The sequence below is a fragment of the Streptomyces angustmyceticus genome (genome assembly GCF_040701845.1).
Taxonomy (GTDB): domain Bacteria; phylum Actinomycetota; class Actinomycetes; order Streptomycetales; family Streptomycetaceae; genus Streptomyces; species Streptomyces angustmyceticus_A.
In genome coordinates, this window is sequence record NZ_JBFBHQ010000032.1 from 1 (window position 1) to 23,062 (window position 23,062).

The window sequence follows — 23,062 nt, forward strand, 5'->3', positions numbered from 1 at the left end:
AAGCGAAGCAGTCCCACACACCGGCCCCGCAGGCCCGTCACCGCACCCACAGCCCCGCGCAGCGGACCCCGCCCGCCGCAGGCGCAACCCACCGCGCCCAGCCCCGCGCAGCGGCACCGCAGCGGGCGAAGAACGGCGAGCAACCCACACGACGGGAAAGCCAAAAACGCGGCCACAAGCAAAGCGCAGCGAAACCCACGACGGGAAAGCCAAAAACGTGGGCCGCAAGCAAAGCGCAGCGAACCGTCACACCCCACCCGTGTGGACCTGGAACGCCGCGCGCCGCACGGCCTTGGCGAGGGCCGGGTCGGGGTGGGCGGCGGCCAGTGCCACCAGGACCTGGACGGTGCGGGGGTGGCCGATGGCGCGTACTTCCTCCAGCAGGCGCGGCACCGAGCCCTGGACCGCCGAGTCGAGGTGCCGTACCAGGAGTTGGGTCTCGCCGTGGTCGGCGACGGCCGCCGCGGTGTCCACCCACAGCCAGGTGGACTCCTCGCGGGTGAGCACGTCGGGGGCGGTCTCCGGGTCGCCGCCCTCGTGCTCGACCAGCCACAGCAGGGCGTACGGCCGCAGGGCCGGCTCGTCGGCGGCGGCGCGTACGGCGGGCTCGGCGGGGGCGCCGACCGCCCGCAGCGCCTCGAAGGCCAGGCCGCGCAGCAGCGCGTCCTCACCGCGGGCCACGGTCAGCAGCTCCTCGACGGCCGCGCCGACCGAGCGGGCGGCGAGCCAGGCGCGGTACTCGGCACGGGCCGGTCCGGGGGTGAGCCGGGCGCAGCCGCGCAGCATCGCCTCCGCGGACTGCTCGATGTGGCCGGCCGGGCTCTGGGCCGCGACGCAGATCTGTTCCAGCTTGACCCACACCGACCAGTTGCCGAGCGGTGTGAGCTGCGCCTCGGACGCGTCGTGGAAGGCTTCGTGGACGCCGTCGTGCGCACCGTCCGGCGGCACCAGCGCGCCGACGGTCAGCAGGGCCTCCAGCGCCCAGCCCAGCAGCTCGGCCAGCGACGCCCCCGCGGCGTCGTCGGCCGCCACCGCGGCATGGTCGGCGCTGCCCGGGGCCGGGTCCTGGCCGTAGGGGACCTCGCAGCGTTCGGTGCGCAGTTCGGCGACGCGCTGGTCCAGCATGTCGAGCAGCACCGGCAGCCGGACGGGCCCGGCCGACAGGTGCAGCAGGGACAGCAACTGGGGCAGCGCCTCGACGACTTCGGCGACTATCGCGGGGCCGGCCGTGGCCGGCGCGGGGCGGGCCAGCGACCAGGCGTCGAAGAGGGCGACCCAGCCGCGCAGCACGGCGGTGTCGTCGCGGTCCCAGGCGCGCAGCCGCCAGCCGGGGCGGGCGAGGCCGTCGTGGAGCTCGACGAGGCCGGAGAGCCGGGCCCGGTCCCAGTCGGTACGGACCTGGCGCGGTGTCAGGCCCAAGGCCTCGGCGGCGCGTTCCGCCGCGGCCTCCGGCAGCGCCCCGTCCGCTCCGGCGCGCAGCGCGGCGCCGTCGGCCCAGCGGGCGAGGCGGGCCGCGCCCGCCAGTACGGCGCGGGCCTGCCGGGCCAGTTCCGCGGGCGGCGGCGTGCCCTCGGGCGGGCGGGGCGCCGGACGCTTGGTCCGGGTTGTCACCGCCCGGCGGGCGGCCGCAACCGGTTGACGGGGGACGAGTCGGAGCCGGGAGTCGCGCGGGGTACGGGACGTCACAGGAGCAGTGTTGCCGCTGTCGGCCCGAAAGCCCAATCGGAACCCTGCTTGCGATCTGCCGGGGCCGTGTCACCGCCCCGGCACGTCCGCGATGAGGGGAGTTGTCGCGCCGTGGGTCCGGGCGTCCCCCGGGCGGCGCGGGGCTCGCGGCAGGGGCGGCGGACCCGTGGCCGGCGCGGACCGGTTCGCGGGGGCCGCTGTCCCGGCGCCGTGCGCGGGTCGGCGCCCTCGCGCCCGGCGTCACATGAGCGGGGTGAGGAAGCGCCGCAGCGCCTCTTCGTAGCTCGGCGGATCGGCGTTCCACATCGCGGCGTGCGGTGCGTGCGGAACCGGTTGGAAGGTGACCAGATCGGCTCGGCGGGCGGCGAGGGAGCGGGAGGCCGTCCAGGGGGCGATGAGGTCGTCGGGCCCGTGGAAGAGCAGGATGGGGACGTTCAGGCCGTCCACGTCGACGGCGTCGGCGGGCCGGTCGACGGGCATCCCCGTGGAGCCCTCGGCGGCGCGTACGGCCAGCGGCAGCAGGGCGCGCGGGACCCGCCGGGCGGTGGCCAGCGCACGGATCGTGGCGTTGCGGTCGAGGACCGGGGAGTCCAGGACCAGGCCGCTGATCCGGGCGCGCAGCGCGGAGTGGGCGGCGGCGCGCAGCGCCATGGTCGCGCCGGTGGACCAGCCGTAGAGGACGATGTCCTGGGCGCCGTAGCGGACCGCGTAGCGGATCGCGGCGTCGAGGTCGCGCCATTCGGTGTCGCCGAGGTGGTCGATGCCGTCGGCGGTGCGCGGGGCGCCGATGTCGTTGCGGTGGGCCACGTCGAGGACGGGCAGCCGGTGCCGGTGCAGGAACGGCATGACCACCATGGGGTGTTCGCGGGTGGTGCCCAGGCCGTGGGCGGTGATGACCCAGGTGTCGCGTACGCCGGGGAGGAACCACGCCGGGAGGGCGCCGAGTTCGCCGGGGACGTCGACGTCGGCGCAGTCCAGGCCGAGGGCGTCGCGGGGGTTGCCGAGGTGCACCTGCGGGGTGAGCCGCATCCGGTTGCCCGGCTTGAGGGTGCCGTGGGTGACCCGTACCAGGCGGCGCACGACCGCGTCGGCGGGGTGCGGGACGCCGTGGATGACGTCGCCGACCACCGCGTGGCAGCCGGAGCCGGTGAGCCCGTAGGTGCCGGGCCGCAGGGACGCCAGGCTGCGGGTGAGGGCGATGCGGCTCTCGGTGGCGGAGTGCACGGTGAGGCGGGGGTCGCCCGGGAAGGGGTCGTCGGGCGACGGTTTCAGGGCAATGTCGCCGGCGTACCGGCCGACCGCCACGGCGGCCGCCCCGGCACCGATCACGGTGGTGGCGGCCACGGCCGCCGCGGTAACCAGGCGCACCTCACCAGTGTGCGCAGCGGCGCCGGACCCGGCCACTTGGCGGTGACCGGCGGGTGACCGGGGGGACGGCGGCCGGTGCGGCGCCGCCGTCCCCCCGGCGGGCGCTCAGCCCTGCCGGCCGTAGTCCCGCAGCTGGGCGGCGGCCGCGTCGAGCTGCTCGGTGGACAGCAGGCTCGGCGCGTGGCCGGGCACCGAGCTCGCGGTCAGCCAGACCCGGCACATCCACTCCAGCTGGGCGGTGCGGTCCAGCGCCTGGCCGAGGCTGTCGCCGTGGGTGAGGGTGCCGTGGTTCTGCAGCAGGCAGCCGGTGCGGTCGCGCAGCGCCGCCAGCATGTTCGCGGCGAGTTCGGCGCTGCCGTAGAGGGCGTAAGGGGCGACGCGGACGGGGCCGCCGAGCGCCGCGGTCATGTAGTGGACGGGCGGGAGTTCGGGGACGAGGGCGGAGACGGCGGTGGCGTACGGGGCGTGGGTGTGGACGACGGCGGTGGCCGTGGTGTTGCGGTAGACCGCCAGGTGCATGGGGAGTTCGCTGGTCGGCCGGAGGGTGCCGATGATCTGGCGCCCTTCGAGGTCGACCGCGGTGGTGTCGCCGGGCCCGAGCCGGTCGTAGGGGACCCCGCTGGGGGTGACCAGCACCAGGTCCTTGATGCGGCACGAGACATTGCCCGAGGTGCCGACGACCAGGCCGTCGGTGACGGTTCTGCGGGCGGTGGCGACCAGTTCGCCCCAGGCTTCGGCGAGGCGGTCGGCGCGGTCCTTCATGGGTCCTCCGGCGCGGTGCGGCGAATGGCGGATGCGGTGCGCGTCACCGTACGAGCAGGCCGGGGCACAGTACGCCGGGGGCCCGTCTGTCCGCTATCCGCCATATGGGGATATCGCACCTACTACGGAGGATTGGCCGGAGATAGGCCATCTTGCGTTCCTCCTCCGTTAACGTCGCCCGGGAGCCGGTGCACGGCGCGGCCGGGGAGACCGCCCGCCGTCCCAACTCATCGAGTTCGCCAACGGGTGAGGCGGAAGTGACGCCGGGGACTCCTCCCCGTGAACACTGCGGGGGTGTCACCACCACGCCCGTCCCAGTTCACTTTCCGTTCACCCGCTCTCCGTACGGTCCCAACGACACTGACCTTCGAACTGATTGCCCGGGTGAATGGAACACATCACGCTTCTCATCGGGATCGTGATCGTCACGGCCTTGGTGTTCGACTTTACGAACGGCTTCCACGACACGGCCAACGCAATGGCCACCACCATCTCCACCGGCGCCCTGCGACCCAGGACCGCGGTGGCGATGTCGGCAGTGCTCAACCTCGTCGGTGCGTTCCTGTCCGTGGAGGTGGCCAAGACCATCTCCGGCGGGATCATCGACGAGGGCGCCGGCATCCGACCTGAAGTGATCTTCGCCGGCCTGGTCGGCGCGATCGTCTGGAACCTGCTGACCTGGCTCGCGGGCCTCCCCTCCAGCTCCTCCCACGCGCTCTTCGGCGGTCTCATCGGCGCGACCCTGGTGTCGGTCGGCACCCACGGGGTGCACGGCGAGGCCGTGGTGATGAAGGTCCTGATCCCGGCGGTGGCCGCCCCGATCGTCGCCGGCCTGGCCGCGATGGCGGCGACCCGGCTCACCTACCGGCTGACCCGCAACCGCGACGAGGCGGACACCGCCAAGGGCTACCGCGCGGGCCAGATCGCCTCCGCCGCCCTGGTCTCCCTCGCCCACGGCACCAACGACGCCCAGAAGACGATGGGCGTGATCACCCTCGCGCTGATCACCGGCGGTGTGGTCGCCCCGCACGCCGACCCGCCGCTGTGGGTCATCGCCTCGGCCGGTCTCGCCATCGCGCTCGGTACGTACCTGGGCGGCTGGCGGATCATCCGCACCATGGGCAAGGGCATCACCGACATCCAGCCGCCGCAGGGCTTCGCCGCCCAGACCGGCGCAGCGGCCACCATCCTGGCCTCCTCCCACCTGGGCTTCGCGCTCTCCACCACCCAGGTCTGCTCCGGTTCCGTGATGGGCTCGGGGCTGGGCCGCAAGGGCGGCGTGGTGCGCTGGTCCACGGCGGGCCGGATGGTCCTCGCCTGGGGCCTGACGCTGCCGGCCGCCGGTGCGGTCGCGGCGGGCGCCGCGTTCCTGGCCGGCCAGGGCGACTGGGGCGTGGCGGCGGTGGCCGTCCTCGGCCTGGGCATCTGCGGCGCGATCTGGGCCGCCTCCCGGCGCAAGCCGGTCGACCACACCAACGTCAACGAAGGTCCGGCTGCGGAGCCGGTGGGCGTGGTGACCGCCGCGCTGCGCGCCGTCTCCCCTCCCCCGGCGGGGCAGCCGGCCCCGGCCGACACCCCGGCGGCCGACGTCCCGGTGACCGACGCCGCGGCGACCGTGGCCGACGCCCCGGACACCGCCGGGATCCCCGCCCAGGTGTCCGGCGCCGACACCTCCACTCCTCCTGCCCCGCGCCCCCGGGCCGCGACGGTCTCCCGCTAGCCGTCATCACCTAAGGAACCCCATGAACATCGACTGGGCAGCTCTCGGCCAGGTTTTCGGCGTCACCCTCGCGGTGACGGTCGGGATCGTGGGCCTGTTCACCGTCGGCATCGTCGGGACGTCCCGCAAGCCGCAGCCGGAGGGCGCCGCGACCGCGGCCGCCGCACCTGGTACGGGCGCGCGGGCCGGCGCGGTCACCGCCTTCGCCCTGTGCGCGGCGGCGGTGGCCTACGGCATCTACCTGATCGTCGCCGCCTGACCCCACCGGAGACGGCAGCGGCACCGGACGGTACCCGGCGCCCGGCGGACCTCGGCATCAGCCGTCGTCCGCCGGGCGCCTCGTCGTCGGTGCGCCCCGTCCGCCGAGCGCGTCGTCCGCCTCCCGGGCCAGCCGGTCGGCGATGGCCGTGCCGCCGCGGCCGTTGAGGAAGGCGGACACGCCGAGCTGTACGACCTTGCTGAAGGTCTGGTAGTGGGCGCTGCGCGGGCGCGGTTCGGCGGCCAGCAGCGCCTCGTGCAGGGTGCGGGTGTCGGGCCGCGGCTCCGGTGCTCCCGCGGCGCCGTGCTCGCCGCGCTCCGCACCGCTGTGCGGCGGGCAGCGCGGCGCCCCGGCGCTCTCGCGGTACGCCGACTCGCGGGTCGCCGCGAACCCCCGCTCCAGCAGGCAGCGTTCGCTGCGCGGGCCGGTCAGCGCCTCGATCAGGGACCGGGCGCCGGCCGGCCGCTTGCTGCCGGCCGAGATCGCGAGGTTCTGCCCGCCCAGCACCGACATCCGTTTGCCGTCGCTGCGGCGGGCCGGCAGCTGGGTGACGTCGAACTGCACGCCGGGCGTGAGCTTCTCGGCCACCGAGGCGTACTCGACCGGCCAGTTGCGCATGAACAGGGCCCGGCCGTCGGCGAACCAGCGGCGGCTCTCCGTCTCGTCCATGGTGGTGGCCTCGTGCGGCATGATCGCGTCGAGCCGGCCCTTGAGGTCGGTGACGCCCTGCTGGAGCGCGCCGACCTGCTCGTCCTTGGTGAAGCTGGTGGCGTCGGGGTCGCCGCCGTCGGCCCAGGCCGACTCCAGGGTGTTGACCGTCAGCCCTTCGTAGGGCCGCAGCTGGGCGACCATGCCGTACATCCTCGGCGGCTTCCTGCCGTGGCCGCGGGCGTCGCCGGCGGCCTTGCGGTTGTAGGCGCTCGCCACGTCCTGCGCCGTCTTCTCCAGCTCGTCCCAGTCGGACGGGACGGGGCGGCCGTACTCCGCCAGGAGGTCCTTGCGGTAGTAGAGCAGCCCGGCGTCGGTGTTGAAGGGGACGCCCCACACCCTGCCGTCGTACTCCACCGTCTTGGCCACGCTGTCGAGGAAGTCGCCGTCCAGACGGTCGGCCCAGGGGCGGATGACGCCCGCCTCGGCGAACTCCGCGGTCCAGGCGACATCGAGGTTGAGCACGTCGTAGCCGCCGTTGCCGGACTGGCCCGCCGCCAGCAGCTGGCTGCGCTGGCCGTCGGCGGTGTCGGGGAGCTTGACGATCCGGACCGTGCGGCCGTGCTCCTTCTCCCAGGCGCGGATCAGGTCCTGGCGGATGCCGGAGCTGCTGAGGTCGCTGCCGGTGGCGAGGACGATCGCGCCCCGCTCCGGGCCGGACGGCTCCCCCGCCGTGCAGCCGCCGGCCGCCGGCAGCAGCGCCAGGCCGACCAGTACGGCCCTCGCCCGGGTGCGCGGGGTGGTCATCGGTCCCCCTTGGTGGCCGTGCCGATGGAGGCGATCCGCCCGGCGAGCGTGTCGACGGCCTGCGGACCGCTGGGCACGCACTGGCCGTGGGAGGCGTCGGCCAGGTGCTGGAGGGCGAAGGTGTCACAGCCCGACTTGCCCATCACCAGGGCCAGGACGGGGACTTCGGGCCCGTCCTCGACGAGGCTGCCGAGGGTGCGCTCCACGCCCGCCGCGCGCCCGGCGGCGCCGTCGTCCTGGTCGAGGACGAGCACGATGGCCTTGTTGGTGGCCGGGGACTCCTTCATCGTCCGCAGGGCGCGGGTCAGCGCCTCCTCCATCGCGGCGCCGTGGTCGACCAGTTCACCGTCCGGGCGGCCCGCGATCCGGTCCAGGGCGGCCCGGCCCCGGGCGGGGTCGGGGCTGCCGAGCGGGACGAGTTCGCGCACCGCGTCGCGGTCGCCGGGGCGGGTGCGGTCCGGGAAGGTCCACAGGCCGTAGGTGTGCCGTGGACCGGCCAGTTCCACGGCCCGCCCGGCCGCGCCGAGGGCGACCGGGAGCTTGCCGTTCTCCGCCATGGAGGTGGAGGCGTCCATGAGGATCAGCACCTGGCTGGAGCGCTGCGCCTTGTCGTACCCGTCCAGGACCCGGGAGACCTGCTCCGGGTCCGCGGTGAAGGGGACCGTGGGGGCGACGAGGGGACTGACGTCCGCGCGGCTGTCCAGCAGCGGTGAGCCCCGGCGCGGGCCGCTGTCGCGCACCCCGCGGTAGCCCTGGTCGGTCAGGGTGCGCTGGCCGCCGTCGGGGGCGCGCAGCCACGTCGCGAAGCGGGCCACGGCGGCCTGCCGCGGGGCGGCGTCCGCGGCGCCGTGCCAGTCGACGCGGATCAGGGGGTGGTCGAGCGCGGGGACGTTGCCGGGGTAGTACGCGATGTACCGGTCGCGCAGGGGGAGCGGGGAGTCCAGGGCGGGGCAACTGCCGATGGCGTGGCCCAGGTTGTAGTCGGCGAGGGACTTCTCCGACACCAGGGGCGCGGACTTCGTCCGGTCGACGGCGCCGGCGGCGTCGGTGTCGGGCCGCAGCGAACACAGCAGTTCGGTGCTGCCCGCGTACTGGCTGCCGGGGGCGGCGAGCCGCTCCTCGGCCTGCCGGGCGAGGGCGGGGTCGGGGGTGCCCGCCGCCGCGGTGCCCGAGCCGTCGCGGGCGAGGTAGAGGCCGAGGGTGTGCAGCAGGCCGGTGCCGGACAGGACGGGGCTGGGCCGCAGGAGCTTGAGGTCGCGGTGGGCGCGGTCGGTGCCGGTGAGCAGCTCGGGCCAGGAGGCGCCGGCCGGTTCGACGTCGTCCAGCCGCCGGGGCGCCGGGATGCCGACGACGAGGGGGGTGTAGGCGACCGGCGCGGTGTAGTGCAGGGTGGCCGGGGACCCCGTGGCGGGCATGCCGCGGCGGGCCTCGTCGTAGTCGGCGGTGGACTCCGGGATCCAGATGTCGGGCTGCGGTCCCGGCCGGTAGAGGGGGTCGGTGACCTGGCCGCCCGGCCGGCTCCTGCCGGTGCCGCGGGCCTCGCCCTGCCAGCGGTCGGCGGCCGCGAAGCCCTGGTCGACCTGGTCCTTGGCGGCGGAGTACACGGTGATCTGGGCGCGCCGGCAGCCGTCGGGGAGGTCGCCCTCGCCGCTCAGCGGCCGGGTGTTGGCCTCGGACATCTCGTAGTCGAAGGCCGCCCGGCGCAGCGCGGGTTCGGCCTCGGGGGCGGTGAGCAGCCGCAGTTCGAGGGCGGGCGGGCAGGGTGCCTCGCGGTCCGGGAGCGTGAGCAGGACGGCGCCGGTGGTGGCCGGGACGAGGACGATCGCGAGGCTCAGCAGGATCCTGGGCCAGTGCCGGACGTACGACTTCAGCCGGCGTCGTAAGCGGATCCGCAGCGGGGTCGGCGGGCGGGCCTCGGGGGTGGCGAAGGACAGCACGACGTCGTCGACGGTGTTCTGCTTGGCCGAGCGCGGCTCCCAGACGTCGCCCATCGGGGTCCGTTCGGCGGCCAGTTGGTCGCGCAGGGACCGGACGAGGTCCTCGAAGGTGACGAACCGTTTGCCGGGTACGCCCCGCTCCAGGGTCTGCACCAGGGCGCGGTTGAAGACGCTGCCCCCGGTGGGTTCCTCGCCGCTGAAGATGCGGCGGTTGGGCTGCGCGGCCATCAGCAGCGAGGTGGGTTTGCGGCAGGCGTAGAAGGCCTCGCTCGCGTTGCCCGCGTAGCAGCACTCCAGGACGATCACGATCCGGTCGGCCCGTGCGTTGTCCAGGTAGGGCAGCACCATGTCCTGCCAGGAGACGGTCTTGTGACGCCGTTCCGAGGCGCCGACCGTCAGCTGCAGATTGCCGCCGTCGCGGCCCACCCGGCCGTGGCCGGAGAAGTAGACCAGGAGCAGTCCGCGGGCGTCCTGGGTGACGGCGTCCAGCGCCTGTTCCACCTCCCACGGCTCCTGGGGGCGGCAGATGACGACCTCGCCGCGGGTGAACAGGTCGGTGCCGGGGGCGAGCAGGACGCGTTCGAGTTCCCGGGCGTTGTCCTTCACCGCGGGGAGCGGGGGCAGGTGCCGGTAGTCGTCGACACAGATCAGCAGCGCCCGGTTGACCTTGCCTCGTGCGTCGTATTCGGACATCCGGCTCAGTCCCCGGCAGTGCTGCCGCTCCCGTCCGCCGGGCTGCCGGGATCGGGGTGTTCGGGGGCCGCGGCGCCCGGGCCCGGCTCGTCGAGCGGGTGCAGGTCGCCGTCACCGGCCCCGACCGCGACGGCGGGCCGTTCGCCGGTGTCGCGCTCCTCCCGGCGCCGCCGCAGCCACTCCTGCAGGGCGATGCCGAGGCTCTTGGTGATCTCGGCGGCCACGGCACCGACGACGACCAGGATCAGGTCGTCGATGCCGACGGCCATGTCGCCGGGCCCCTCCGCACCCCCGTCGGCGGGCCGCGGCCGCAGCAGCCAGTCGTGCCGGCGGCGATCCAGCCACGGCTCGCGCTCCAGCCACGCCTTGAGGTCCTCGACGTCCCGGTCGGGATTGTTCGTGCCCGTGATCCTGATGCGGATCTCATGTCGGTCAGCGCGCTGCGGCATCCCCCGGCCCCCTTCCGGCGGCCCCGTCGCCGCCGTGCACCAGATAGTGACGCGGGATCAGGGGCGGGGGCAACCGTGGGTGATCCCGCCGCCACGCTGTGGCGTGCACCACAGCGCCTGCCACAGGGCTGCGTCGCAGGTCAAGGGTGAGTTGACGGGCATTCGCGGGACGTGGTGGACTGCCGGAGCCATTCGGCGACAGCTGAGGAAGTCCGGTGCGAATCCGGCGCGGTCCCGCCACTGTCACCGGGGAGCGTTCCTCCAGCGAAGGCCACGGTCCGCCTCGTCTGCGTCCGCCGACGCACGCGGGACTGGAAGGCCGGAGGAGCCGCCGATCCGGGGAGCCAGGAGACTCTGGTCGCCGTCACGTCGAGCCAGGGCGCGGACCCTGAGTGAGGACATACCGCCATGCCCGGCTGCCCGTCGAGAGCCCCACTGCCCGCTTTCGCAGGGCCCCTTCGAGGCGTGGCACGTCGTGGACACGCCCTGGCGGCGGTCTGATCCGGTGCGCGGCGAACACGCGGGATATGCGTGCGGCGCGGCCCTCGGCTTTCTCGGCGACCTGATCGCGGCGGACCCCCGGCGCGGCCATCCCGTGGCCGCCTTCGGCCGGGCCGCGGCCGCCGTCGAACGCCGCCTGTGGCGCGACCACCGCGGCTACGGAGCGGTGCACACCGTGCTGTGCGCGGGCGGTGCCGCCGCCGGTGCCGCGCTGGTGCAGCGCGCCGTACGGTCCGCCGCCCCGGCCCCCCTGCGCGACGGTGCCCGGATCGCGCTGACCGCGGCGACGGTCTGGGCCGTGCTGGGCGGCACCTCGCTCGGCCGGGAGGCCCGGGCCGTCGGCGGGGCGCTGGCGGCGGGCGACCTCGACGTGGCGCGGGAGCGGCTGCCCCATCTGTGCGGGCGCGACCCGCAGGCGCTGGACGGGCCCCAGATGGCCCGCGCGGTGGTGGAGTCGGTCGCCGAGAACACCTCGGACGCCGTGGTGGGCGCCCTCGTCTGGGGCGCGCTGGGCGGCGTGCCCGGCCTGGTGGCGTTCCGGGCGGTGAACACCCTGGACGCGATGGTGGGGCACAAGTCGCCGCGCCACCGCCGCTTCGGCTGGGCCTCGGCCCGGCTCGACGACCTCGCCGGCTGGCCCGGCTCCCGGCTGACCGCCGCCCTCACCGTGCTCGCGGGCCCCGACCGGCGCGGTGCGCTGCGGGCCTGGCGGGCGGACGGCGGTGCCCATCCGAGCCCCAACGCGGGCCCCGTGGAGGCGTCGTTCGCGGGCGCGCTGGGCGTCCGGCTGGGCGGCACGCTGGCGTACGGCGGGCGGGTGGAGCACCGGCCGGTGCTCAACGACGGGGCCGCGCCGGTGGCGGTGCCCGACATCGAACGGGCCGTGCGGCTCTCGCGCCGGGTGAGCGCCCTGGCGCTGGTGACGACGGTGACGGCGCGGCTGGCGGCCGGTGCGGTGCGGCGGGCCCCGTCGCCCGCCACCCGCCGGGCCCCGGGTGCGAGGACACGCGCGGCGGTGGCTGCACTGGCGCGCACGGCTCACGACAGCCGGGGCCCCGGCGCATGAGGAGGACCCGGTGAACGGGCGGTTCGAGGCATCCGGTGGGGCCGTCGGCGGTGGCCTGTTGGTGGCCGGCACGACGTCCGACGCCGGCAAGAGCGTGGTGACGGCGGGCATCTGCCGCTGGCTGGCCCGGCAGGGCGTACGGGTGGCGCCGTTCAAGGCCCAGAACATGTCGCTGAATTCGTTCGTCACGCGCGAGGGCGCGGAGATCGGGCGGGCCCAGGCGATGCAGGCCGCCGCGGCGCGGGTGGAGCCGACCGCGCTGATGAACCCCGTCCTGCTCAAGCCCGGCAGCGACCGCAGCAGCCAGGTGGTGCTGCTGGGGAAGCCGGTGGGCGAGCTCAGCGCCAGGGGCTACCACGACGGGCGCCAGGAGCAGTTGCTCGGCACGGTCACCGACTGCCTGGCCGAGCTGCGGCGCACCCACGACGCGGTGATCTGCGAGGGTGCCGGCAGCCCCGCCGAGATCAACCTGCGGCGCACGGACATCGTGAACATGGGGCTGGCGCGGGCCGCCCGGATCCCGGTGGTGGTGGTCGGGGACATCGACCGCGGCGGGGTGTTCGCCTCCTTCTTCGGCACCACCGCGCTGCTGTCGAAGGAGGACCAGGCGCTGGTCGCCGGGTACCTCGTCAACAAGTTCCGGGGCGATGTGACGCTGCTGGAGCCGGGCCTCGACATGCTGCGCGGCCTGACGGGGCGGCAGACGCTGGGGGTGCTGCCCTTCTCGCACGGCCTGGGCATCGACGAGGAGGACGGCCTGCGGGTGTCGCTGCGGGGAGCGGTGCGCGAGAGCGTGGTGGCCCCGCCGCACGGCGCCCAGGTGCTGCGGGTGGCGGTCTGTGCCGTTCCCCTGATGTCGAACTTCACGGACGTGGACGCGCTGGCCGCGGAACCGGGCGTGGTGGTGCGGTTCGTGGACCGGGCCGAGGAGCTGGCCGACGCGGACCTGGTGGTGCTGCCGGGGACCCGGGGCACGGTCCGGGCCCTGGCCTGGCTGCGCGAGCGCGGGCTGGCGGACGCGCTCGTCCGGCGGGCCGCCGAGGGCCGCCCGGTGCTGGGCATCTGCGGCGGCTTCCAGATGCTGGGCGAGCGCATCGAGGACGACGTCGAGTCGAAGGCGGGCGTGGTCGACGGGCTGGGGCTGCTGCCGGTCCGGGTGCGGTTCGCGGCGGAGAAGACCCTGGCGCGGCCGGCCGGCGAGGCGCTGGGCGAGCCGGTGACCGGCTACGAGATCCACCACGGCGTCGCCGACGTGACCGGCGGCGACGAGGAGTTCCTCGACGGCTGCCGGACCGGCTCGGTCTGGGGCACGCACTGGCACGGCTCGCTGGAGAGCGACGGCTTCCGCCGGGCCTTCCTGCGGCGGGTCGCGGCCGGCGCGGGCCGGGCGTTCGTACCGGCCCCGGACACCTGCTTCGAGGCGCTGCGCGAGGAGCAACTGGACCGGCTGGGAGATCTGATCGAGGAGCACGCGGACACCGGCGCGCTGCTGCGGCTGATCGAGCAGGGCGTACCGGAGGGGCTGCCGTTCGTGCCTCCGGGGGCGCCATGAGGGTACGCACTGGAGGACCGCCACGGACACCGACGACGCAGCCGCCCGACGACCTGGAGGACGACACAGCATGACGACCGCGCACAACACGACCCCGCAGTACCCCTTCACCGCGGTGGTCGGCATGGCCGATCTGCGCCTCGCGCTGCTGCTGAACGCGGTGAGCCCCGCAGTGGGCGGCGTGCTGGTCCGCGGGGAGAAGGGCACCGCCAAGAGCACCGCCGTCCGCGCCCTGGCGTCGCTGATGCCGCCCGTGGACGTGGTCGGCGGCTGCCGCTTCGCCTGCGCCCCGGCCGCGCCCGACCCCGGCTGTCCCGACGGGCCGCACGAGACCGCCGGCGTCGAGGAGCGTCCGACGCGGATGGTCGAACTGCCCGTCGGCGCCTCCGAGGACCGGCTGGTGGGCGCGCTGGACATCGAGCGGGCGCTGTCCGAGGGCGTGAAGGCCTTCGAGCCCGGCCTGCTGGCCGACGCGCACCGCGGCATCCTCTACGTCGACGAGGTCAACCTCCTCCACGACCACCTGGTGGACCTGCTGCTGGACGCGGCCGCCATGGGTGCCTCGTACGTGGAGCGCGAAGGCGTCTCCGTCCGGCACGCGGCCCGTTTCCTGCTCGTCGGGACGATGAACCCCGAAGAGGGCGAGCTGCGGCCGCAGTTGCTGGACCGGTTCGGGCTCACGGTCGAGGTCGCGGCCTCGCGCGAGCCCGACGAGCGGGTGGCGGTGGTCCGGCGCCGGCTGGCCTACGACGCCGACCCGGCGGGATTCGCGGCGGGCTGGGCGGCCGAGGAGGACGCGCTGCGCGGCCGGATCGCCGCGGCCCGGGAGCTGCTGCCGCAGGTGACCCTGGGCGACGGGGCGCTCCGGCAGATCGCCGCGACCTGTGCGGCGTTCGAGGTGGACGGGATGCGCGCGGACATCGTGATGGCGCGCACCGCCACCGCGCTGGCCGCGTGGGCGGGCCGGACGGACGTTCTGGAGGAGGACGTGCGGCAGGCGGCGCTGCTGGCGCTGCCGCACCGCCGGCGCCGCAACCCCTTCGACGCGCCCGGCCTGGACGAGGACAAACTCGACCGGACGCTGGAGGAGTTCGGCGCGGACGAGAACGCGGACGGCGACGACGACCCGGAGCCGGACGGTCCGGACGGCGGTCCCGACGGGGGCGGTCCCGACGGGGGCGGTCCGGACGGCGGCGGCGGGCAGCCCCCGCAGGACGGCGGTCCCGACGAGTCCCCGCTCCCGCCGGAGTCCGGCCTTCCGCACCAGCAGGACCGGGAGGCCCCGGAGACGCCCGAGCGGGCCGAGCAGCCCGAGCCCGAGAGCGCGCCGCAGGGGTCCGCGGCCGGGGAGAGGCCGGCGGTCGGCGCCGGCGAGCCGTTCCGCACCCGGCGGCTGGACGTCCCGGGCCTGGGCGAGGGCGCGGACGGCCGCAGGTCGCGGGCGCGCACCGCGCACGGCCGGACGACCGGGGCGCGGCGCCCGCACGGCGCCCTGGGCAAGCTGCACCTGGCGGCGACCGTGCAGGCCGCGGCGCCGCACCAGCGGGCGCGCGGCCGCCACGGGCGGGGTCTGGTGGTGCGCCGGGACGATCTGCGCGAGGCGGTGCGCGAGGGGCGGGAGGGCAATCTGGTCCTGTTCGTCGTGGACGCGTCCGGTTCGATGGCGGCGCGGAAGCGGATGAGCGCCGTCAAGGGCGCGGTGCTCTCGCTGCTGCTGGACGCCTACCAGCGGCGCGACAAGATCGGCATGATCACTTTCCGGGGCACCGGCGCCGAACTGGCGCTGCCCCCGACGTCCTCGGTCGAGGCGGGCGCGGCACGGCTGGAGCAGTTGCCGACGGGCGGCCGCACGCCGCTGTCGGAGGGCCTGTTGAAGGCCCATGAGGTGCTGCGGGTGGAGCGGATGCGGGACGCCTCGCGGCGGCCGCTGCTGGTGGTCGTCACCGACGGCCGGGCGACCGGCGGCCCGGAGCCCGTCGCCCGCGCCGCCCGCGCGGCCCGGCTGCTGGCGGGCGAGGGCACCGCTTCGGTGGTCGTGGACTGCGAGACGGGCCCGGTGCGGCTGGGGCTGGCGGGCGAGCTGGCCCGTGACCTGCAGGGCACCGCGGTCACGCTCGACGAACTGCGCGCGGACAGCGTCTCCGCGCTCGTACGGACCGTGCAAGGCAACAGGAAGGCAGCGTAATGCCACAGGGACAGCCGGCCGTCGTGCCGGACGACGGTCTCACCACCCGCCAGCGCCGCAACCGCCCGCTGGTGTTCGTGCACACCGGGCAGGGCAAGGGCAAGTCCACCGCCGCCTTCGGGCTGGCGCTGCGCGCCTGGAACCAGGGCTGGCCGGTCGGGGTGTTCCAGTTCGTGAAGTCGGCGAAGTGGAAGGTCGGCGAGGAGCGGGCGCTGAAGGTGCTCGGGGAGTCCGGCGAGGGCGGCACCGTCGCCTGGCACAAGATGGGCGAGGGCTGGTCCTGGGTGCAGCGCGACATCGCCTCCAGCGAGGACGCGGCGCGCGAGGGCTGGGAGCAGGTCAAGCGGGACCTCGCCGCGGAGACGTACAAGCTGCTGGTGCTGGACGAGTTCGCGTACCCGCTGAAGTGGGGCTGGATCGACACCGAGGAGGTGGTGTCGGCGCTGCGCGACCGTCCCGGTACGCAGCATGTCGTGATCACCGGGCGGGGCGCCCCCGAAGCGCTGCTGGACTTCGCCGATCTGGTGACGGACATGACCAAGGTCAAGCACCCGATGGACACCGGCCAGAAGGGCCAGCGGGGCATCGAATGGTGAGCCGGGCCGGCAGGGCGGGCGCGGCATGAGCACCGGTGCGATCCCCCGGCTGGTGATCGCCGCACCGTCCTCGGGCGCGGGGAAGACGACGGTGGCCACCGGCTTGATGGCGGCGTTCGCCGAGGCCGGGCTCGTGGTGTCGCCGCACAAGGTGGGACCGGACTACATCGACCCGGGCTACCACTCCCTGGCCACCGGGCGCCCCGGCCGCAATCTGGACGCCTACCTGTGCGGGCCCGGCCGGATCGCGCCGCTGTTCCTGCACGGCGCGGCGGGCGCCGATCTCGCGCTCGTCGAGGGCGTGATGGGGCTGTTCGACGGGGCGTCCGGCATGGGCGAGCTGTCCTCGACGGCGCAGGTGGCGAAGCTGCTGCGGGCACCGGTGGTGCTGGTGGTGGACGCGTCCTCGCAGTCGCGGTCGGTGGCCGCGCTGGTGCACGGCTTCGCCTCCTGGGACCCGGAGGTGCGGCTGGCCGGGGTGATCCTCAACAAGGTCGGCTCGGACCGCCACGAGGAGCTGCTGCGGGAGGCGATGGACTCCTCCGGCGTGCCGGTGCTGGGCGCGCTGCGCCGGGACGGGCGGGCCGGTACGCCGTCCCGTCACCTCGGCCTGGTGCCGGTCGCCGAACGGCGGACCGAGGCGGTGGAGTCGGTGGCCGAACTCGCCGCGCGGGTGCGCGCGGGCTGCGACCTGGAGGCGCTGCTGACGCTGGCGCGTACGGTGCCCGAGCTGCCGGACGCGCCCTGGGACCCGGCGGCGGAGCTCGCCCCCGCGGCGGGGACGACCGCCTCCGGGCGGCCGCTGATCGCCGTGGCGGGCGGCGCCGCGTTCACCTTCTCGTACGCCGAGCACGCGGAGCTGCTGGCCGCCGCGGGCGCCGACGTGGCCCCGTTCGACCCGCTGCGGGACGAACGACTGCCGCCCGGAACCCAGGGGTTGGTGATCGGCGGCGGCTTCCCCGAGATGTACGCACCGGACCTGTCGGCGAACGCACCGCTGCGTGCCGCGGTGGCCGCGCTGGCCGCCTCCGGGGCGCCGGTCTCCGCCGAGTGCGCCGGGCTGCTCTACCTCTCCCGGTCGCTCGACGGGAAGCCGATGTGCGGAGTGCTGCCCGCCGAGTCCCGGATGACCGAACGCCTCGCCCTCGGCTACCGCGAGGCGGTGGCGCTGCGCGACAACGCGCTCGCGGCGGCCGGGACCCGGGTGCGCGGCCACGAGTTCCACCGCACGGTGCTGGAGCCGGGCGCGGGCGCGGACCCGGCGTGGGGGCTGACGCACCCGGAGCGGCGGGTGGAGGGCTTCGTCTCCGGCGGGGTGCACGCCTCGTACCTGCATGTGCACTGGGCCGCCGAACCGTCGCTGGCCGGCCGCCTGGTGGCGAGCGCGGCAGCGGCAGGTGCGGCGCGCGCGGCGGGCGACGGCGGGGCCCGGAGCGCCGCCCGATGACCGGGGGCGGCGGCGGGAGGCGGGCCGCAGGCCACGCCGCCGCCCCCGGCCGGCCCGGTGCCGCACGCCATGTCCCCGGCCGTCCCGCCGTCGGCCGCCCCTCCCCCGCCGCGCCCGGTCCGCAGTGCCCGGCCCCGAAGGCCGCCGGTCCGGCCGGCGGCGCGGGATGAACCTCCGGGCGGCCGCCGGTGCCGGCGAAACCTGCGGTGCGGAGGAGGCCGACGCGCCGCGCGCACCTGTCGTACCGCTGGTCGCCGGCCTGGGCGCGCGATGCGGCGTCCCGGTGTCCGAGGTGCTGGAGCTGATCGCGGCGAGTTGCGCGGCGGCGGGGTACGCCGTCCGGCAGGTCACCGCCCTGGCGACGGTGGCCGCCAAGGCGGCCGAGCCGGGGCTGACCGGGGCGGCGCGCGAACTGGGGGTGCCGCTGCGGTCGTTCCCGGCGGCGGCGCTGGCGGACGTACGGGTACCGGAGCCGTCCGCGGCCGCGGCGGCCGCCGTCGGCACGCCGAGCGTGGCCGAGGCCGCCGCGCTGCTGGCCGCGGGGCCGGGCGCCGCCCTGGCCGCCGGCAAGCGCAAGTCGGCGCGGGCCCGGGCGACGTGTGCGCTCGCCGTGGGGGCTGTATCGGACAACGGTGCCCTTACCGCTGGTAGGGAGGGAGCGGCCGCCGTGCCCTCCACCGGGGCGGTTATCGTCATGACCTCCCCCAACCCGCCCCGCCGTGGCCCGGATCGGCGGACGGCGGACGTCGGCGAGCCGGCGCCCGACTGCGCACCCCCCGGTACCAAGGAGATCCAGTGACCACTCCTCCCGCACTGCTCATCGCCGGTCATGGCACCCGTGACGAAGGCGGGGCCGAGGCTCTGCGCGCGCTGGTGCGTGTGCTGGGCGAGCGGCACCCCGAAGTGCCCGTCGCCGGCGGGTTCTTCGGCGTCCGGGCCTCTCCCCTGCCGCTGGACGACGCCGTCGACGGGCTCGTCGAGCGGGGCGCCTCCCGGCTCGCCGTCATACCGCTGTTGCTGGCCCCGACGGGGCCGGTGCCGGAAGCGCTGCCCTCCGCGCTGGAGCGGGCGGCGGAGCGCCACCCGGGGCTCGGCTACGCCTGCGGGGCCGAACTGGGGCCGCATCCCAAGGTGCTCGACGCCTTGGAACGCCGGCTGGACGAGGCGCTGGGCGGCGGCGCCCGCAGGCCCGAGGACCGGGCCCGCACCACGGTGCTGCTGGTGGGGCGCGGCGCGTCCGATCCGTACGCCAATGCCGAGGTGGCGCGGGCCGCGCGGCTGCTGTGGGAGGGGCGCGGCTTCGCGGGGGTGGAGACCGCTTTCGTCTCGCAGGCGGCGCCCGATGTGCCCGCGGGCCTGGACCGCTGCCGGGCACTGGCCGCCGCCGCGGCGCCCGGCAGGCCGGCCCGGATCGTGGTCCTGCCCTACTTCGTCTTCCCCGGCGGGCTGTGGGAGCGGCTGCGGATGCAGGCCGAGGGCTGGTCCGCCGCCTGTCCGGGCACGGAGGTGACCGTCGCGGCGGCACTCGGCGCGACGGCCGAGGTCGCGGAGGTGGTCATGGAGCGCTACCGCGCCACGGTGGCGGACGGGGCGCCGGGCAGCGCCCCGGTGGCGACGGACGCCGGGGAGCGGTGAGCATGCCGGCGCACACCGGGCCCGCGCCGCTCCGGGACCCCGGCCAGGAGGCACCGCCCCACGAACCCGATCTGCGCCACCACGGCGATGCCGAAGTACGGGGCGCGGACGGCGCCGTGACGGATCTGGCGGTCAATGTCCGCACCGGCACTCCCCCGGCCTGGCTCAAGGCCCGCATCGCCGCGTCACTGGACACCCTCGCCGCCTACCCCGACGGCCGCGCGGCACGCCGGGCGGTCGCGGCCCGGCACGGTCTGCCCGTGGAGCGGGTACTGCTGACGTCGGGGGCCGCGGAGGCGTTCGTGCTGATCGCGCGCGCCGTGCGGGCCCGCCGGCCGGTCGTGGTGCATCCGCAGTTCACCGAGCCCGAGGCGGCGCTGCGGGACGCCGGGCACGACGTCGGGCGGGTGCTGCTCGACGCGGGCGACGGCTTCCGGCTGGATCCGGCCGCGGTGCCCGAGGACGCCGATCTGGTGGTCGTCGGCAACCCCACCAACCCCACCTCGGTCCTGCACCCGGCGGGCGTGCTGGCCTCCCTGGCGCGGCCCGGCCGGACGCTGGTGGTGGACGAGGCCTTCATGGACGCGGTGCCCGGTGAACGGGAGGCGCTGGCCGGACGCACGGACCTGCCGGGTCTGGTCGTGCTGCGCAGTCTCACCAAGACCTGGGGGCTGGCCGGGCTGCGGATCGGCTATGTGCTGGCCGCCGCGGACACCGTCGCCGCCCTGGAGCGGGCGCAACCGCTGTGGCCGGTCTCCAGCCCGGCGCTGGCCGCCGCCGAGGCGTGCTGTACGCCGCGGGCGCTGGCGGAGGCGGAGGCGGCGGCCGGGGAGATCGCCGCGGACCGGGACCATCTGCTGGCCCGGCTGGGCGAGTTCGGGCAGATCCGGGCGGCCGGCCCGGCGGCGGGCCCGTTCGTGCTGATCCGGCTGCCGGACGCGGACGCGGTACGGGCCGCGCTGCGGGTCCGCGGCTTCGCGGTGCGCCGCGGGGACACCTTCCCCGGCCTGGGCCCCGGCTGGCTGCGCCTCGCGGTGCGGGACCGGGCCACCACGGACCGGTTCGCGGCGGCGCTGGGCGAGGTGCTCGGGTAGCGGCGCCCGGGGCCGCGGCCGGGAGAGCATCAGTCCCGGCGGCCGGCCGGGCGGGCCTCGCCGGGGTCCCGCACACCACGTCGGAGGGCCCCCGGCGAGGGTGAGGTGCGCCGTACCGGCTGTCTCCGGCCCGGCCGGCGCACCTCGGCCGTACCCCGCGCGCGACGCCCCCACAGCACCGGGCGCGGGGTACGGGGTCCGTCAGTCGCGGCCGCCCTGTGCGGCGTTGCGGCGCCGGCGGGCGTAGGCGACCGATCCGGCGCCCGCGGCGACCAGCAGGGCCGCGCCGCCGGCGAGGTACGGGGTGGCCGAACTGCCGCCGGTCTCCGCGAGGTTCTGGGTGCTGGGCCGCGAGCCGGCCCCGGTCACCTCGGTGTCCTTGCCGCCGGCCGGCTTGCTGCCGCCCGCGGGCTTCGTGCCCGCGGTGGGCTCGGTGCCGCCGCCGGTGCCGTGGTGCTCGGGGGCCTTGACGCCCGGCGCGGTGCAGGCGGCCCGGGCCAGCGTGACCCCGCCGCGCACCTCGGCGACGCCGAGCTTGAGCGGGTTGAGGGACACCTTCAGGTCGAGCGCGGTGGCCGCGGCGCTCTTGGACTGGACGTTCTTCCGGGACAGGTCGAGCCGCACCTCGCCCACCCCCGGCACCTCGACCTCGGTCGTCCCGCCGGCCGTGAGCCGCACCCGCTTGCCCAGCACGAGGACGTCGCCCAGCACATTGGCCTCGGCCCGGGGCCGCTCGCCCGCCTCGCACACCGCCTTGGCGGTGACCTGCTGGACCTCGATCAGGGACCGCAGCACCAGGCCGGGCACGTGCACCTTCGCCCGCACGAGGTGGGCGTAGCCCTCGGTCCTGCCGTGGCCCGTGGTGGCCCGCGCGGTGGCGACGTCGGCGCGCAGCACGCTGAACGGCCTGCCGTGGTCGATGCCGTCGAGGCGGACGGTGAGCGCCGTCTTGGACGCCGAGGCCGGGGCGTGCACCTCGTTGAGGGAGGTGTTCAGCGGGACGTCGAGCGTCTTGTGGAGCAGCCCGACGTTCAGGCCGGTGCGCAGCACGACCGCGTCGGCGGTGCCGCGGGCCGGGCCGTGGGCTCCGGTGGCATGCGCGGGGACGGCGCCGAGCAGGAGGACGGGGCCGGCCGTGAGTGCGGTGGCGACGACGGTCGTGGCGAGGCGCCGGGGCATGCCGAAGGAGCAGGTGGGACTGGTGGACACGTGTGTGGAACCCTCACAGGAGAAATGGAGCCGCCGGCCGCGCCAATGGGGGACATCACGCGGGCCGACGACCTCGACCCGCACATCGTGTCCGCACGGAGGGTGAACGGGCAGCCACGCGACGTCAGTTCATCCCAATGGGTGGTTTTCGCGTAATTGTTCGATTCCCGCAGCACGGGGCACCACCCCCGCCACAGCGGTCACACCGCCCGGGTGACCCGGGTTGACCGGCCCGGTTGCCCCGGGTCACCCCTTCGGGCACCAGGGCGCAGCCGCCCCCCGCCTATCCCACGACCTGCCCGCGCAGCACCACCCGCCGCGGCGCGGCCAGCACCCGGACGTCCTCGCGCGGATCGCTCCCGTAGACCACCAGGTCCGCCGGGGCGCCCTCGGTGAGGCCGGGGCGGCCGAGCCAGTCCCTGGCGCCCCAGGTGGTGGCGGAGAGGGCCGCCACGGCGGACAGGCCGGCCCGGGTCAGCTCGGCGACCTCCTCGGCGACCAGGCCGTGGGCGAGCGAGCCGCCGGCGTCCGTGCCGGCGAAGACCGGCACGCCGGCGTCGTAGGCCGCCCGCACGGTGTCGTAGCGGCGTGCGTGCAGCCGCCGCATGTGGTCCGCCCAGCGCGGGAACTTCTCCGCGCCGCCGTCGGCGAGCCGCGGGAAGGTGGCGATGTTGACGAGCGTGGGCACGATGGCGACGCCGCGCTCCGCGAACAGCGGGATGGTCTCCTCGGTGAGCCCGGTGGCGTGCTCGATGCAGTCGATGCCGGCCTCGACGAGCGGGGCGAGGGAGTCCTCGGCGAAGCAGTGGGCCGTCACCCGGGCGCCCAGCCGGTGGGCCTCGGCGATGGCCGCCGCGACCGCGCCCGGCGGCCAGCAGGCCTCCAGATCGCCCGTGGAGCGGTCGATCCAGTCGCCGACGAGCTTGACCCAGCCGTCGCCTCGGCGGGCCTCCTGGGCGACGTAGGCGACCAGGTCCTCCGGCTCGATCTCGTGCGCGTAGTTGCGGATGTAGCGCTTGGTGCGGGCGATGTGGCGGCCGGCGCGGATGATCCGCGGCAGGTCCTCGCGGTCGTCGATCCAGCGGGTGTCGGACGGGGAGCCGGCGTCACGGATCAGCAGGGTGCCGGCGTCACGGTCGGTGAGCGCCTGCTTCTCGCTGGTGGGGGCGTCCACCGGGCCGTGCGCGTCCAGGCCCACGTGGCAGTGGGCGTCGACCAGGCCGGGCAGTACCCAGCCCGTCACGGTGGTGGCATCCCGTGCCATGGCCGGCCGGTCGTAGGTGACCCGGCCCCCGACGACCCACAGCTCGTCGCGCACGTCGTCCGGTCCGACGAGGACCCTCCCCTTGAGGTGCAGCACCGCACCTTCGCTCATGGACGTCATACCGGCACTCTAGGCGGCGTCACGCTGCGTGCGGCAGCGGCCGCCGGGCGCATCGCGCGGGCGC

18 protein-coding genes and 1 riboswitch are annotated in these 23,062 nt (G+C 75.9%); of the genes, 10 read left to right on the plus strand and 8 right to left on the minus strand.

The genetic code is table 11. The features are described 5' to 3' along the window. Window positions 1-246: 246 nt before the first annotated feature. From AB0411_RS34545 to AB0411_RS34555, 3 genes are all read right to left on the minus strand, one after another. Entirely contained in the window at window positions 247-1,686 is a 1,440-nt protein-coding gene (locus AB0411_RS34545; protein WP_366421196.1) for a hypothetical protein, read from the minus strand. Window positions 1,687-1,926: 240 nt separating this feature from the next. Continuing rightward, a complete protein-coding gene (locus AB0411_RS34550; protein ID WP_366421197.1) occupies window positions 1,927-3,054 on the minus strand; it encodes an alpha/beta hydrolase in 1,128 nt (375 codons plus the stop codon). 105 nt (window positions 3,055-3,159) lie between these two features. Beyond that, on the minus strand, window positions 3,160-3,816 hold the full coding sequence (locus AB0411_RS34555; RefSeq protein WP_366421198.1) for a class II aldolase/adducin family protein: 657 nt from the start codon (window positions 3,814-3,816) through the stop codon (window positions 3,160-3,162). Between the two features lie 388 nt (window positions 3,817-4,204). Between AB0411_RS34555 and AB0411_RS34560 the strand changes: the two genes are divergently transcribed. Both AB0411_RS34560 and AB0411_RS34565 read left to right on the plus strand, forming a co-directional pair. Next, window positions 4,205-5,536: an inorganic phosphate transporter gene (locus AB0411_RS34560; RefSeq protein ID WP_366421199.1), complete on the plus strand. Its 1,332-nt coding sequence runs from the start codon at window positions 4,205-4,207 to the stop codon at window positions 5,534-5,536. Window positions 5,537-5,558: 22 nt separating this feature from the next. Beyond that, window positions 5,559-5,795, plus strand: coding sequence for a hypothetical protein (locus tag AB0411_RS34565; RefSeq protein ID WP_366421200.1), 237 nt, complete (start codon window positions 5,559-5,561; stop codon window positions 5,793-5,795). 57 nt (window positions 5,796-5,852) lie between these two features. Here the strand turns inward: AB0411_RS34565 and AB0411_RS34570 are convergent, their stop codons facing one another. The 3 genes from AB0411_RS34570 to AB0411_RS34580 are packed head-to-tail and all read right to left on the minus strand — an operon-like array spanning window position 5,853 to window position 10,329. Further along, window positions 5,853-7,250 (minus strand): extracellular solute-binding protein, encoded by a 1,398-nt coding sequence (locus AB0411_RS34570; protein ID WP_366421201.1) that lies wholly within the window; start codon window positions 7,248-7,250, stop codon window positions 5,853-5,855. Further along, entirely contained in the window at window positions 7,247-9,880 is a 2,634-nt protein-coding gene (locus tag AB0411_RS34575) for a caspase family protein (RefSeq protein ID WP_366421202.1), read from the minus strand. Before AB0411_RS34575 ends, AB0411_RS34570 begins: the two co-directional genes overlap by 4 nt. A 5-nt stretch (window positions 9,881-9,885) precedes the next feature. Continuing rightward, window positions 9,886-10,329 carry a hypothetical protein gene (locus AB0411_RS34580; protein ID WP_366421203.1) on the minus strand — a complete coding sequence of 148 codons (444 nt, stop codon included), beginning with the start codon at window positions 10,327-10,329 and terminating at the stop codon, window positions 9,886-9,888. Between the two features lie 205 nt (window positions 10,330-10,534). Next, window positions 10,535-10,683: riboswitch (cobalamin riboswitch) on the plus strand. A gap of 151 nt (window positions 10,684-10,834) precedes the next feature. On the opposite strand from AB0411_RS34580, the gene AB0411_RS34585 reads away from it, so the two are divergent. The 8 genes from AB0411_RS34585 (at window position 10,835) to cobC (ending at window position 20,405) form a co-directional block, all read left to right on the plus strand. Next, window positions 10,835-11,896 (plus strand): cobalamin biosynthesis protein, encoded by a 1,062-nt coding sequence (locus tag AB0411_RS34585; RefSeq protein ID WP_366421248.1) that lies wholly within the window; start codon window positions 10,835-10,837, stop codon window positions 11,894-11,896. A 10-nt stretch (window positions 11,897-11,906) separates the two neighbouring features. Then, complete coding sequence (locus AB0411_RS34590) at window positions 11,907-13,448, plus strand: cobyric acid synthase (protein WP_366421204.1); 1,542 nt, start codon at window positions 11,907-11,909, stop codon at window positions 13,446-13,448. A 70-nt stretch (window positions 13,449-13,518) separates the two neighbouring features. Beyond that, window positions 13,519-15,633 (plus strand): putative cobaltochelatase, encoded by a 2,115-nt coding sequence (locus tag AB0411_RS34595; RefSeq protein ID WP_366421205.1) that lies wholly within the window; start codon window positions 13,519-13,521, stop codon window positions 15,631-15,633. Further along, window positions 15,633-16,229 (plus strand): cob(I)yrinic acid a,c-diamide adenosyltransferase, encoded by a 597-nt coding sequence (gene cobO / locus AB0411_RS34600; protein WP_366421206.1) that lies wholly within the window; start codon window positions 15,633-15,635, stop codon window positions 16,227-16,229. Before AB0411_RS34595 ends, cobO begins: the two co-directional genes overlap by 1 nt. Before the next feature lie 25 nt (window positions 16,230-16,254). Further along, on the plus strand, window positions 16,255-17,676 hold the full coding sequence (locus AB0411_RS34605; protein ID WP_366421207.1) for a cobyrinate a,c-diamide synthase: 1,422 nt from the start codon (window positions 16,255-16,257) through the stop codon (window positions 17,674-17,676). A gap of 166 nt (window positions 17,677-17,842) precedes the next feature. Continuing rightward, on the plus strand, window positions 17,843-18,475 hold the full coding sequence (locus tag AB0411_RS38195; RefSeq protein ID WP_437044313.1) for a cobalamin biosynthesis protein: 633 nt from the start codon (window positions 17,843-17,845) through the stop codon (window positions 18,473-18,475). Further along, window positions 18,472-19,311, plus strand: a complete 840-nt coding sequence (locus AB0411_RS34615; RefSeq protein ID WP_366421208.1) for a sirohydrochlorin chelatase — start codon at window positions 18,472-18,474, stop codon at window positions 19,309-19,311. Before AB0411_RS38195 ends, AB0411_RS34615 begins: the two co-directional genes overlap by 4 nt. Window positions 19,312-19,313: 2 nt before the next feature. After that, complete coding sequence (gene cobC / locus AB0411_RS34620) at window positions 19,314-20,405, plus strand: Rv2231c family pyridoxal phosphate-dependent protein CobC (protein ID WP_366421209.1); 1,092 nt, start codon at window positions 19,314-19,316, stop codon at window positions 20,403-20,405. Window positions 20,406-20,606: 201 nt separating this feature from the next. Here the strand turns inward: cobC and AB0411_RS34625 are convergent, their stop codons facing one another. Beyond that, window positions 20,607-21,584, minus strand: coding sequence for an SCO1860 family LAETG-anchored protein (locus AB0411_RS34625; protein ID WP_366421249.1), 978 nt, complete (start codon window positions 21,582-21,584; stop codon window positions 20,607-20,609). A 313-nt stretch (window positions 21,585-21,897) separates the two neighbouring features. After that, the gene (locus tag AB0411_RS34630) at window positions 21,898-22,989 is read right to left on the minus strand and encodes an amidohydrolase family protein (RefSeq protein ID WP_366421250.1); all 1,092 of its coding nucleotides are present in this window, start codon (window positions 22,987-22,989) and stop codon (window positions 21,898-21,900) included. Window positions 22,990-23,062: the final 73 nt, after the last annotated feature.